The sequence below is a fragment of the Promicromonospora sp. MEB111 genome, from assembly GCF_030209445.1.
Taxonomy (GTDB): domain Bacteria; phylum Actinomycetota; class Actinomycetes; order Actinomycetales; family Cellulomonadaceae; genus Promicromonospora.
Genome location: NZ_JARVSD010000012.1, coordinates 35,881 through 48,772, shown reverse-complemented (window position 1 = coordinate 48,772; position 12,892 = coordinate 35,881). Strand labels below are relative to the sequence as shown.

At 73.7% G+C, this 12,892-nt stretch carries 9 protein-coding genes; all 9 read left to right on the top strand.

What is annotated here, in order from left to right; all coding sequences use genetic code 11:
• Positions 1–37: 37 nt before the first annotated feature.
• Positions 38–700, top strand: coding sequence for a GntR family transcriptional regulator (locus QRN56_RS14765; protein ID WP_285104854.1), 663 nt, complete (start codon positions 38–40; stop codon positions 698–700).
• 165 nt (positions 701–865) lie between these two features.
• Complete coding sequence (locus QRN56_RS14760; protein WP_285104474.1) at positions 866–2,230, top strand: MFS transporter; 1,365 nt, start codon at positions 866–868, stop codon at positions 2,228–2,230.
• Positions 2,227–3,135: a dihydrodipicolinate synthase family protein gene (locus tag QRN56_RS14755; protein WP_285104472.1), complete on the top strand. Its 909-nt coding sequence runs from the start codon at positions 2,227–2,229 to the stop codon at positions 3,133–3,135. Before QRN56_RS14760 ends, QRN56_RS14755 begins: the two co-directional genes overlap by 4 nt.
• Positions 3,132–4,274 (top strand): mandelate racemase/muconate lactonizing enzyme family protein, encoded by a 1,143-nt coding sequence (locus tag QRN56_RS14750; RefSeq protein WP_285104470.1) that lies wholly within the window; start codon positions 3,132–3,134, stop codon positions 4,272–4,274. Before QRN56_RS14755 ends, QRN56_RS14750 begins: the two co-directional genes overlap by 4 nt.
• A gap of 20 nt (positions 4,275–4,294) precedes the next feature.
• Positions 4,295–5,827 carry an aldehyde dehydrogenase family protein gene (locus tag QRN56_RS14745; RefSeq protein ID WP_285104469.1) on the top strand — a complete coding sequence of 511 codons (1,533 nt, stop codon included), beginning with the start codon at positions 4,295–4,297 and terminating at the stop codon, positions 5,825–5,827.
• Between the two features lie 513 nt (positions 5,828–6,340).
• Positions 6,341–7,906, top strand: coding sequence for a hypothetical protein (locus tag QRN56_RS14740; protein WP_285104467.1), 1,566 nt, complete (start codon positions 6,341–6,343; stop codon positions 7,904–7,906).
• 106 nt (positions 7,907–8,012) lie between these two features.
• On the top strand, positions 8,013–8,315 hold the full coding sequence (locus tag QRN56_RS14735; RefSeq protein WP_285104465.1) for a hypothetical protein: 303 nt from the start codon (positions 8,013–8,015) through the stop codon (positions 8,313–8,315).
• A gap of 49 nt (positions 8,316–8,364) precedes the next feature.
• Positions 8,365–9,006 carry a hypothetical protein gene (locus QRN56_RS14730; RefSeq protein WP_285104464.1) on the top strand — a complete coding sequence of 214 codons (642 nt, stop codon included), beginning with the start codon at positions 8,365–8,367 and terminating at the stop codon, positions 9,004–9,006.
• 211 nt (positions 9,007–9,217) lie between these two features.
• Entirely contained in the window at positions 9,218–12,847 is a 3,630-nt protein-coding gene (locus tag QRN56_RS14725) for a glycoside hydrolase family 97 N-terminal domain-containing protein (protein WP_285104462.1), read from the top strand.
• Positions 12,848–12,892: the final 45 nt, after the last annotated feature.

The following is a 12,892-nucleotide window of genomic DNA, read 5'->3' as shown; positions in this document are numbered from 1 at the left end:
TGGTTCGGGTTCCAGGCACACCTGAGCGTCATATATGATGTACGACGTGCCGACGACGCCCCCCGCCCCGATCGCCCTTCCCTCCCGGACGGAGCACGCGCTCGCGACCATCAAGGAGGGCATCCTCAGCGGCCGGCTCGCCGCCGGGCAGGCGCTCGTCGAGGCGGAGCTCGCCCAGGAGCTGGCGATGTCCAAGACCCCGGTCCGCGAGGCGCTCAAGACCCTGGAGATGAGCGGGCTTGTCGTCGTGCGGCCCTACGTCGGGGTGCGTGTGCGGGAGCTGACGCAGGCCGACGCCGTCGCCATCTACGAGACCCGGCTGCTGCTCGAACCCGAGGCGACCCGGCGCAGCGTGCTGCGCGGCATGGACACCGCCGCCGCGCGCGCGGCGCTGGAACGGGCCGCCGAGGTGACCGAGCCGGCGCAGCGCAGCCTCGCCAACCGCGCGTTCCACGCGGCGCTCTGGGCGGCGGCCGACAACACGATCCTGACCGGCATGCTGGAGGGGCTGCGGGACCAGACGGCGCTCGCCGCCGTCACCACCTGGGCCAAGCAGCCGAGCTGGCGCGACGAGGCGCAGGAGCACGCACAGATCCTTGCCGCCGCCGAGGCCGGCGACGCCGACCTCGCGGCGGACCTGACCCGCCGGCACATCGCCGGCTTCCTCGACCGGCTCCGCCTGGGAGGTGCGACCGCCTGACCCGCAGGACCCGCGCCGCGAGCGCCGGCGGGCCTGAGGGCCTGGCGTCGGCACGCGCGGCGACGCAAGCGAGGTGCAGCCCGTTCACCGCCAAGTTCCCGGGCCGCACCTCTGGAACGAGTGCTCCATGGCGGAGCACGCACGTCACTCGATGAAGGAGCAACGATGCTCAATAGTACAAAGCAGCCTGCGCCCGTCGCAGCCCGGGCGCGACGCAGCCAGATGCGCTGGACGATCGTCGCGTTCTCGGCGCTCGGGCTCACGATCGCCTACCTCGACCGCGCCGCCCTCAGCGTCGCGCTGCCGTTCATCTCGGAGGACTTCCACATCAGCCCTGCCGTGCAGGGTGTGCTGCTGTCGTCGTTCTTCTGGACCTACGCGCTGTTCCAGGTGCCGTCGGGCTGGCTCCTGGACAAGTTCGGCCCGCGCGTCATCTACCCGATCGCCGTGGGCTGGTGGTCGGTCTGGACGGCGCTGACCGCCTTCGCGACCGGCGTCACGAGCCTGATCGTCTTCCGGCTGGGCCTCGGGATCGGCGAGGCGCCCGTGCAGCCCGCGAACATCAAGGTGGTCTCCACCTGGTTCCCGCGCCGCGAGCGGGCCTTCGCGTCCAGCCTGTTCGACATGGGCCAGCAGATCGGCTCGGCCCTCTCGATCCCGATCGTCACGTCGATCGCCGTCTTCGCCGGGTGGCGCTGGACCTTCATCCTGATCGGCGCCGTGGGGCTGGTGTGGATCGTCGGCTGGCTCGCCATCTACCGCGCGCCGCAGAACCACAGGCGGGTCAGCGCGGAGGAGCTGGAGCACATCCGCTCCGACCAGGCCGAGATGGTGCGGCACAGCGGGGAGCCGGTGCGCTGGAGCGCGCTGCTGCGCGACAACCAGACCTGGGCGCTGATGCTCGGCTACGTCTTCCGGTCGCTCGCCGGGGCGTTCTTCCTCACGTGGTACCCCAGCTACCTGCTCAACGAGCGCGGGTTCACCGAGGCGGAGTTCGGCATGGTCGGGGCCCTGCCCGCGGTCATCGGCATCGGTTCCACGGTGCTGGGCGGGATCGTCTCCGACCGCATGCTCGCCTCCGGACTCTCGCCGAACGTCGCGCGCAAGGTGCCGATCATCTCGGGCCTCGTGCTCAGCGCGTGCATCGGCTTCAGCCCGTTCGTGGAGAGCAACGTGGTGCTCATGGTGATCCTCACCGTCTCCAGCGCCGCGCACTCCTTCGCCGGGGCCGCGATCCTCAGCCTGCCGGCCGAGGTCTCCCCCAGCCCCGAGCGCGTCGGCTCGCTGGCGGGCTTCCAGAACTTCGGCTCGCAGCTCGGCAACCTCATCAGCCCCATCGCGATCGGCCTGGCTCTGACGGCGTCCGGCGGCTCCTACCTCTGGCCGCTCGTCCTCGCCGCGATCAGCTGCCTCGTGAGCGCCGCCATCTACGGCCTGTGGGTGCGCATCAAGCCGGTCGAGCAGCAGGCCGACGCCCTGCAGTACGCCGGCCCCGAGCAGAACAGTCCCCAGCAGAACGGAGCATCATGACCGGGCACCACGACGTCGTCGAACGCCTGCGGACGGTCGTCGGCATCCCCGTCGTCCCCTACGCCCCCGACGGCGGCGTCGACCTCGCCCTGACCGGGCAGCTCGCCGACCGCCTGATCACCTCGGGGCTCGGCGCAATCACCCCGAACGGCAACACCGGCGAGTTCTACGCCCTGACGCCGCGCGAGCGCGCCGATGTCGCCCGCACCGTCACCGAGGTGGCCCGCGACCGCGCGGTCGTCATCGTGGGCGTGGGGCTGGACCCCGCCACGGCGCGGGCCGAGGCCGAGGCGGCCGCCGAGCTCGGCGCGCACGCGGTCATGGTGCACCAGCCGGTGCTCCCCTACATGTCGCGCCGGGGCTGGGTCGAGTACGTGGCAGCCGTCGCGCACGCGGTGCCCGGCCTCGCCGTCCTGCCGTACGTCAGCTCCCCGGCCGTCCGGGGGGCGGACGTCGCGGCGCTCGCGCACCAGGCGGGCAACGTCGTGGGGGTCAAGTACTCCGTGCCGGACCCCGTCGCCTTCGCCGAGACGGTGCAGGACACCGACGCCGACCTGCTCTGGATCGCCGGGCTCGCCGAGTCGTACGCGCCGTCGGCGTGGCAGGCGGGTGCGCGCGCGTTCACCTCGGGCCTGGTCAACGTGGCGCCCGACGTCTCGTTCGACCTGCTGGACGCGCTCCGGCAGGACGACGCCGCCCGCGCGGCCGCCGTCTGGCGCCGCATCCGGGAGTTCGAGCAGCTGCGGGCCCGCGACCGGTCCGCCGACAACGTCTCCGTGGTCAAGGAGGCAATGCACCAGATGGGGCTGTGCGACCGGTCCGTCCGGCCGCCCAGCACCACCCTGGCCGAGCCCGACCGCGCCGCCATCACGCGGATCCTCGACGACTGGAAGGTTGCGGCATGACCGGCACGACGATCGCCCGGCTCACCACCTACCTGCAGCGGGTCGGGAACCGGCCCCGCGTGCTGCTGCGGATCACGACCGACGACGGCATCGACGGCTGGGCCGAGATCTACAACCACGGCCCCGACCTCGCCTACCCCGCGATCATCGAGTACATCGCGGACCAGATCGCGGGCATCGACGCGTCCCGCGTCGCGTACGTGAACCAGCTCCTGCACCAGTCGGCCCGGTTCCCGCAGGGGGCGCTGGGGCTGGCGGCCATCGCCGCGGTGGACCACGCCCTGTGGGACATCGCCGCCAAGCGGCTCGGCGTGCCCGTCTATCAGCTCCTCGGCGGCGCCGTGCGCGACCGCGTGCGCGTCTACGCGGGCCTCTACGACGCACCTGACGTGCCCGAGCTGCGCGACCGCACGGCAGCGCTGCACGAGAACCACGGCGTGGACGCCTTCAAGCTGAGCCCCTACCGCCGCGACCTGGGGTCCCGGTTCGGGCTGGTCGCCCGCGAGCTCGGCCGCTGGTTCGGCGAGATCCGGGCGAGCCATCCCGAGGAGTGGGAGTTCGCGTTCGACGCCCACGGCTGCCTCTGGGAGCCGCGCCAGGCCGTGGACCTGGCCGCGGCGCTCGCCCCGGACGAGCCGATGTTCCTGGAGGAGCCGATCCGCCCGGAGTACCTGCCCGCCTGGGGCCGGATCCGCGCGGAGATGACGGTGCCGCTCGCCACGGGTGAGTCGCTCTACTCCCCGAACGAGTTCCTCGGCCTGCTGAACGTGCAGGGCGCCGACATCGTCCAGCCCGACATCTGCGTGGTGGGCGGGCTCACCCAGATGCGCAAGATCGCCACGCTCGCCGAGGCGCACGACGTCCCCGTCGCACCCCACAACCCGCTGGGGCCGCTCGCGACGGCGGCCAACGTGCACTTCGCGGCCGCGACGTGGAACTTCTCGATCCTGGAGTACAAGTTCGACGAGGTCTCCTGGTGCCACGACCCGTACGTACCGGTCGACGGGCACCTGGAGCTGCGGCCGGACCGGCCCGGCTGGGGCATCGAGATCGACGAGTCGGCGCTGGCGCACGACGACTGGGTGCACTGGGAGCGCAGGGTCCCGGTGCGGAGGGACGGGTCGACGGGATGGATGTGACGACACCGAGTGCTAGCCCCGTGACCAGCAGGGACGCCCGGACCAGCGCGATCCGGGAGCTCGCCGTCCGGGAGACCACCCCGGACGGACTTGACGCCGTCGCCCGCCGCGCCGCCCAGGCGGCCGGCGCGCTCGCCGGGTGGCCGCGCGAGCGGCGCGCAGGGCTCCTGGAGGCGCTCGCCGACGCGCTCGACGCCGACCGGGACGGGCTCGTGGCCGAGGCCGACCGCGAGACCGCCCTCGGCCCCGACCGGCTCGGCGGCGAGCTCACCCGCACGGCGTACCAGCTCCGGACGTTCGCCCGCGTGGTGCGCGACGGCGCCTACCTCGAGGCCACGATCGACCACGCCGGCCCCACCCCCATGGGCCCGCGCCCCGACCTGCGCCGCATGCTGGTGTCCCTCGGCCCGGTCGCGGTCTACGCGGCGAGCAACTTCCCGTTCGCGTTCTCGGTGCTGGGCGGCGACACGGCCTCGGCGCTCGCCGCGGGCAACCCCGTCGTCGTCAAGGCGCACCCGGGACACTCCGCCACGTCGGAGCGCGTGGCTCGGCTCGCCGAGCGGGCCGTCGCGGCGTCGGGCGCGCCCGAGGGCACGTTCGCCCTGGTGCACGGCTTCGACGCGGGCGTAGCCCTCGTGTCCCACCCCGCGATCCGCGCGGCCGGGTTCACGGGATCGCTCGCCGGCGGGCGTGCGCTGGCCGACGCCGCGGCGGCCCGTCCCGCGCCGATCCCGTTCTACGGGGAGCTCAGCAGCATCAACCCGGTGCTCGTCACGCCGACCGCCGCGCGAGACAGGGCGGACGAGTACGGGGCGGGGCTCGCCGCCTCGGTGCTCCAGGGCGGCGGGCAGTTCTGCACCAAGCCCGGGCTCGTCCTGGTACCCGCGGGAGCGGACGGCGACCGGGTGGTCGATTCGGTGGCGCGGGCGATCGACGCGGCGCCCGCGCTGCCCGCCCTGACGGCGGGCATGGCGGACGCGTACAGGCGGGGGCTGACGGCGCGGGCCGCCGACGCCGTCGTCCGGGCGCAGGGTGCGGCCCGTGCATCGACCGATCCGGGGACCGGGGCGCCCGACGGGACGGGGACGACGACGCGGCCGGCGCTGCTCGAGGTCCCGGCCGCAGAGCTGACGGCCGAGCTCGTCGAGGAGTGCTTCGGGCCGCTGGCCGTCGTCGTGCGGTACGCGGACGAGGCCGAGGCCGTGGACGTCGTCGAGCGGGTGGAAGGGTCGCTCACCGCGAGCATCCTCACGGGCGACGCCACCGACCTGGACCTGCCCGCCGCGCGGGCCGCGCTCGCGGCGCGCGCCGGGCGGGTGCTGTACGACGGCTACCCGACCGGTGTGGCCGTGAGCTGGGCCCAGCACCACGGCGGTCCGTGGCCGTCGACCAACTCGCTGCACACGTCCGTCGGCGCCTCCGCGATCCGCCGGTTCCTGCGTCCGCTCGCATGGCAGCAGGCGCCGGAGCACGCTCTGCCGGCGGAGCTGCGGGACGGGGCACCGGTCGTCCCGGTCCGCGTCGACGGGGAGCTGGTGCTGCCGCAGGGGTGAGGAAAACAAGCGGCCCCGCGGCTGTGGATGCCGCGGGGCCGCTCGATCCGCTGTCTCATTCGGATCCCGCCGGCGCTCTCGCGCCGGAAGCCTGCCCCGAGTCTAGCCGATCCACCCGTCCGCGCCGGGCGGGTGAATCCCGTCCCTTCGGGCGCGGCGTCGGATACATCGGCGTATCGTCGCAGGTGCCACAGCACCGGGCAGTGCGGCAGTGCCCGTCCGGCGGTTCAGCCACGGTCGGCCCGACCCGCGTACCCCGGTCCGTTCCCGCGGGAGGCTCCGCGGCCGGACGCAGGACCACCGGCCGTGCGGTGGGCTCCGTGGAACGCCCGCGCGTATCGCGCCCGGGCGTGACTGTCGCACAACTCGACCGCGAGCGGCGCACGGTCTCCGACCCGCCATGCGATCGCCGGACTCCCGCGATCTGCGAGCCACCGACGCCCGGTACCGGCATGCCGGTACGGCGTGAGGTCCCACCGGCGGCGCCCCTCGCGCGGCTGGAAGGAGAGCGGGATGTCCACCCCGAACGGCCGGAACACGAAGCACGAGAACAAGTACCACCACAACACGAAGCACCCGGACAAGGAGCATGGTTCCAAGAACCGGTCCGTGGACCGCGCGCCGCACGGCCTGAGCTATCAGGCCTGTGCGGTGATCGTCGCCGTCGCCGGGATGTGCGCCTGGGTGGCGCACGACGTCCTGGGCGGTGCCGTCCGGACCACCCCCGTGGCGGCGCCGGCAGCAGCGACGAGCCCCGCGCAGGCGGGCGACGTGTACGTGACCACGCCACAGGCGGCCGCGCCGCCGGTGGTGCTCATGGTCGCCCCGGACGGTTCGGGCGCGACGGAGGTACCCGGGACGACGGCGGGGGCGCACCCGTCGGCGGCGGGCGGTACCGCAGCGCCCGGCACGGCGGACGGTGCGTCGGCTCCTGTTGCCGCCGCATCCGCCGCGTCCGTTCCCGGGACCGGCGCCGCCGTCCAGGCAGTGCCCGGTGCCACGCCGACGACGCCGGGGCAGGCGGCCGCCGCCGGCGGACCGGCGGCCCGCGTGGTCGTGGTGCCGACCGGGCGGCAACCCGGTTCGGCGGCACTGCCGGAGGGCCGACAAGACCAGCAGGGTCAGGCGGGCCGGCAGGCTCCGCAGGACCGACGGGTCAGCTATCAGGTGCTTGCCGCCGACGGCTCGATCGTCTACGTGGGGGCCGACGGGCAGCTCGTGGCGAACACGGGCGCCGTCTCCTCCAGTGGCGTGCTCGCGCTCGGTTCCGACGGCTCGGGGCTGCGCTCCGGCGCGTCGAGCGTCACGGCACCGCCCACCGCTGCGGCTCCGGCGTCGTCTCCGGCGTCGTCGGCAGCGCAGGGCGGAACCACGGCGAGCACGCACCAGAACGACTCGTTCGGCGGCATGCTCCTGGGGTACGGGCAGGGCAGCTCCATGGCGATCAGCGGCTTCGAGGACCACTCGGTGAGCGTCGTCGGCAGCGGCCAGATCGTCACGTACGACGACTCGAACGTGTTCCTCGGCCGGGACGGCCGGATCAACGCGAACACCGGCGACACCGACTCCAGCGGCCTCAACGCGGTCGACGTGACCGGGTCCGTGGTCCGGTCGGGCAACTCGGGTGACGCCGAGGACACGGAGGACGAGGAGGAAGGCGAGGAAGAGGACAGCGAGGACGAGGACGGCGAGGACGAGGAGGACGAGGAGCCCCAGGACGGCGCCGACGAGCAGGGCGCCGGCGAACAAGGCCCCGCGGCGTCGCCCGCCGGGCCGGCCGCACCCGCCACGACCGGGCCCACCACCACGGGCCAGGCCACCGTGACGGACGAGGGCGAGTCGTCGGCCACCGGCAACGGCGCCCTCGTCATCGGCGCCGACGGGTTCGACGACGTCTCGATCCGGAGCCGGGGCGACCGCAACGTGGTCACCTACGACGACTCGAACGTCGTGATCGGCGGCACCGGACCGGTCAACACCCAGATCGGTGACAGCGACACCGGGGGCGCCGTCGTGATGGGCGTGCACGGCTCGGACGTGCGGGCGGGGTGCGAGGGCGACCTCTGCTACTCCGACTGACCCGGAGCGGGGCAGGAATCCGCGGGGCCGGGATAGCCGTCCCGGTCCCGCGGACCTACGCTGGACAGGTACCCCTTCCGCGACGACGACGTGGCGGTGACACCCCATGGGCTGGACCTTCCTGACCCGCCAGAAGCCGGCACCCGACCCGCTGGTGACCCTGCGGCTGCAGTCCCGGCTGGGCCAGCTCGCGGCCGAGCTGCGCCACGTCGAGGAGGATCCCGGCCTGTACGCCCGCGCCCACCACTGGTTCGCGGTGCAGAACGCCTACGACGCGCTCCTGCGCGAGGCGTGCCGCCTCGCGGACCTGCCCACCGACGCGGACCCGTTGCGCGCGAGCGAGCGCTCGGCCGCGGACGAACGGCTGCGGGAGGAGCTGGAGCTCAGCTCGCGCGGCTGGTCCTGGTGAGAGCCCGGTGAGGACGGCCGCGCCGTCCGCGCCCGCCTAGAGTCAGGGCATGTTCCCCTGGCTCGAGATCGCCGGCTGGGTCGGCTCGGTGCTCGTCGTCCTGTCCCTCACGCAGGCGCGGGTGTTCCGCTTCCGCTGGCTCAACCTGACCGGCTCCCTGATCGCCACCGCGTACAACGCGGTCCTCGGAATCTGGCCGTTCTTCGCGATGAACGCCGCGATCAGCCTCATCAACGTCTACTGGCTGCTGCGCCTGAACCGCGAGCGCCACGACGCCGCGGTGTACGAGGTGGTGGAGGTGGCGCCGGACGACGCGTACCTGCTGCACGTGCTGCGTACGCACGCGGCCGACATCGCGACCTTCGCCCCGGACTTCGTGGCGCAGCCGGAGCCGGGTGAGGAGCGTTCGGCGTTCCTGGTGCAGCGCGGCGACGAGACGGTGGGCGTGGTGGAGGTGCGCGACGCCGGGGACGGTGCCGGCGTGGTGGAGCTCGACTGGGTGTCCAGGCGGTTCCGCGACCTGACGCCCGGCGAGTTCGTGTACCGGCGCAGCGGGATCTTCGCGGCCAAGGGGTTCGACCGCGTCGTCGTGCCGCAGGCCGCGCCGGGCGAGCACGCGTACCTGCGCGGCGTGGGCTTCCGCCCGGAGGGTGACGCCTGGGTGCGGGAGGTCGTGGCCGACGGCGGGTGAAAGCTGCCGGGGCCGCCTTGACAGCGCAGGGGACGGCTGGGAAAACTCTTTCCTGCCGCTGGTCTGCATCGAGGCAATCCGGCGCCGCCGACACCGACGTCCGGGAGAGAACGTGCACCTGCCCTCAGGCAACCGAACCAGCGGCAGACCGGGAGGCAGGCGCAGGCTCCGCCGGTCCCAGGCCGCGGCGGCCACCGCGCTGGCGCTCCTCGTGCCCGCGACCCTCGCACCCACGGCGCTCGCCGCCACCCCGGCGCCCGCCACCCCGGCGCCCGCCGCCCCCGCAGCGACACAGGAGACGACTCAGGAGCCGGCGGGTGTGCTCGACGGCTGGACGGTGTCGTCGCCGGACCGGTCGATCGAGGCCACCGTGGACGTCGTCGACGGGACCCTCACGTACGAGGTCGTGCGGGACGGGACCACCACCGTCGTCGCGCCGTCGGGCCTCGGCCTGACGCTGCGGGAGCCCGCCGTGGACCTGACGACGGGGCTGACCGTCGAGTCCACCGAGCGCGCCGTCGTCGACGAGACCTGGACCCCGGCCTGGGGCAACGACGCCCGGGTGCGCAACCACGCGAACGAGCTGACGGTGCACGCCGTGCACGAGGCCTCCGGCGTCGAGCTGGACGTGGTCCTCCGCGTCTTCGACGACGGCGTGGGCTTCCGCTACACCTTCCCGGAGCAGGACGCGCTCGGCGACGGCGTGGTGGTGTCCGGCGAGGCGACGCAGTTCGCGCTGCCCGCCGACCTCACGGCGTACTCCATCCCGGCGGGCACGCGCTGGAGCGCGGACGAGCAGCACTACCGCACGCAGCCGCTGCCCGACGTCGCCTCCGCGCAGACGCCGATCACGCTGTCCCGCGCGGACGGGCTGTTCCTGGCCGTGCACGAGGCGGCCCTGATCGACTTCCCGAGCATGACGGTGGTGCGCGGCACGATCCCGGGCACGCTCGTCTCGGACCTGATCGCGCTGCCGAACGGTGACAAGGCGGTGATCGACGTGGACACCGACGGCTTCAGCACGCCGTGGCGCACGCTCACCGTGGGCAGGAGCGCGGGCGACCTCGCCGCCTCCCACCTCATCGAGAACCTCAACGCCCCGTGCGCCATCTGCGACGTCGACTCCGACGACGACGGCGCGGCGGACACCACCGACTGGATCGACCCGGGCACGTACGTCGGGGTGTGGTGGGAGCTGCAGCGGCGTGACACCACCTGGAACGCCGGACCCAAGCACGGCGCCACCACGGCCCGCATCAAGGAGTACGTGGACCTCGCCGTCGAGGCCGGGGCCAGGTACGTGCTGGCCGAGGGCTGGAACCAGAACGCGGGCGGCGAGTGGAAGGGGCAGGACTTCGTGACGCCCCAGGCCGACGTCGACATCGACGAGGTGCTGGCCTATGCGAAGGCGAACGGCGTCGGGTTCATGGCGCACAACGAGACGCGCGGCTACGTCGACTACTACGACGCGCACATGGACGAGATCTTCGACCAGTACCAGGAGTGGGGCATCCACGCCCTGAAGACCGGGTACGCCACGCGGTTCGAGCTGGGCGGCGTCAACCGCAGCCACTACGACCAGGAGGCGGTCAAGCACTACCAGCGGGTCATCGAGTCCGCGGCCCGGCACGAGATCTCGGTCAACGCGCACGAGTCCATCAAGCCGACCGGGCTGTCGCGCACCTACCCGAACATGATGACGGGCGAGGGCGTGGCCGGCATGGAGCAGCACAACTACATGGGCGCGAGCGGCAACCCGCCCGAGCAGGCCACGATCCTGCCGTTCACCCGGTGGATGGGCGGGCCCGCGGACTACACGCCCGGCGTCCTGGCCGTGACGTGGGACCCGGCGAACCTCAGGACCCGGGTGCAGACCACGACGACGGCGCAGCTCGCGCTCTACGCGACGTTCTCCAGCCCGCTGCAGATGCTGGCCGACACCCCGGAGAACTACGCCGAGCACGCCGAGGCCTTCGCCTACCTCACGGACATGCCGACGGTCTGGGACGAGTCGCACGTGCTCGACGCCGCGCTCGGCGACCACACCGTGACCGCCCGGCGCAGCGGGTCCACCTGGTACCTGGGGTCGGTCACCGACGAGCAGGACCGCACGGTCCGGGTTCCCCTCACCTTCCTGGACGCGGACACCACGTACGTGGCCGACGTCTACGCCGACGCCGGGGACGCGTCCTGGAAGGGCAACCCGACCGCCGTCGAGGTGACGCACTCGCTGGTGGACGCCGCGGACACGATCGACGCCTCCATGGTCGGCGGCGGCGGGCACGCCGTGAAGCTGCGGCCCGCCACGCCGCAGGACCTCGCGGAGCTGGACGACTACACCCCGCCGACGTTCACCCTGGCCGGCACGCCGGAGGTCGCCTACGACCCGACCGCCTCCGCCGTGACCGTCACCGCGACCGTCCGCAACGACGGCACCACGGCCGCGCAGGCCCGCGTCGCCGTGGACGGCACGACGGTCGACGGCGCCGCCGGCCGGGTGGGCGGCGGCCAGACCCGCACGTTCACGTTCGACGTCGCGGCCGACGACGTCGGCTACCGGGCGGCGAACCAGCTCGCCGTCGTCGGCGCCGACGGGACGCCCGGGCGCCCCGTCGCCGTGACGCTCCTGCCGCGGCCGGACCAGACCCTGACCGACCTGATCGACGACGAGGCGGAGCACCTCGCCCCGGCCCGGGCCGCGCTCCTGACCGAGCGCGCCGAGGCGGCCCTGGACGCGGCGCGGGAGAACGACTTCCCGGCCGTCCGCCGGACGATGCAGGCGGTCCGCCACGCCGTGCTCACCTCCTCCGCCGAGGCGGTGCCGCCGGACGTCGCGGACCAGATCGACGCGATCGTGGAGCCGTACCTCGGCACCGCGGCCGGGCTGTTCGGCATCCTGGACCTGATCCGCGACGCCGAGGGCACCTCCGCGATCGACGGGCCGACCGCCACCGCCCTGCGGCAGCCCGCAGCTCAGGCCGTGGCGCACGCCCGGGCCGGCGACACCGCGGCCACGACCGAGGCCCTGGGGGTGCTGGCCGAGCGGATCGCCGACGCCAAGGGTGACGACGCGGCCCTGGCCACGCTGCTCGCCGCCGTCGAGGCACAGCACGGCGAGCAGGTCAGCGAGGCGGAGACGGCCACCCTCCTGGGCGGCGCACGCACCAACGCCGAGCACCCCGGCTACACGGGCACCGGGTTCGTCCGGGACCTGACCAAGGTCGGGGCGGGCGTGCGGTTCACCTACGAGGCCGCGGCGCCCGTCACGGTCGAGCTGTCGTTCCGGTACGCCAACGGGATGGTCGTCGCGCCGCTCGACCGCCGGCTCTCCGTCTCCGTGGACGGCGGCGCGGCACAGCCGGTCGCGTTCCCGAACCTCGGCCAGGGCGCCGACCGGTGGCGCATCTGGGACCACTCCCCCGGCGTGCCGGTCACGCTGGCGGCCGGGCGGCACGAGATCCTGCTGCACCACACCGCCACCGACACGGGCAACGTCAACCTGGACCACCTGCGGGTCACGGCGCGGCCCGGGGTCCTGACCGAGCCCGAGACCGCCGTCTGGGCGGCCCGGACCATCTACACCACCGGCGACCGTGTCTCGCACCAGGGCTCGCTCTGGCAGGCCTCGTGGTGGACCCAGAACCAGACGCCCGGCCAGTCCGCCTACGGGCCGTGGCAGGAGGTCACCGAGACCTGGGACGGCACCGCTGTCTGGACGCCGTCGCGGATCTTCGACAGCGGCGAGTTCGTGGAGCACGACGGCACCCTCTACGAGGCGAAGTGGTGGACCCGCAACCAGGAGCCGGGCGACCGGCACGGGCCGTGGCGGGAGATCGGCTGACGGTCTCCGGTTCGACGGCGCCGCTGCACGGCGGCGCCGTCGGCC

Bases quoted from the DNA above. Each gene is read 5' to 3' on its own strand.
- QRN56_RS14755 (WP_285104472.1), top strand. From the start codon at position 2,227: ATGACCGGGCACCACGACGTCGTCGAACGCCTGCGGACGGTCGTCGGC.
- QRN56_RS14735 (WP_285104465.1), top strand. From the start codon at position 8,013: ATGGGCTGGACCTTCCTGACCCGCCAGAAGCCGGCACCCGACCCGCTG.
- QRN56_RS14750 (WP_285104470.1), top strand. From the start codon at position 3,132: ATGACCGGCACGACGATCGCCCGGCTCACCACCTACCTGCAGCGGGTC.
- QRN56_RS14730 (WP_285104464.1), top strand. From the start codon at position 8,365: ATGTTCCCCTGGCTCGAGATCGCCGGCTGGGTCGGCTCGGTGCTCGTC.
- QRN56_RS14740 (WP_285104467.1), top strand. From the start codon at position 6,341: ATGTCCACCCCGAACGGCCGGAACACGAAGCACGAGAACAAGTACCAC.
- QRN56_RS14765 (WP_285104854.1), top strand. From the start codon at position 38: ATGTACGACGTGCCGACGACGCCCCCCGCCCCGATCGCCCTTCCCTCC.
- QRN56_RS14760 (WP_285104474.1), top strand. From the start codon at position 866: ATGCTCAATAGTACAAAGCAGCCTGCGCCCGTCGCAGCCCGGGCGCGA.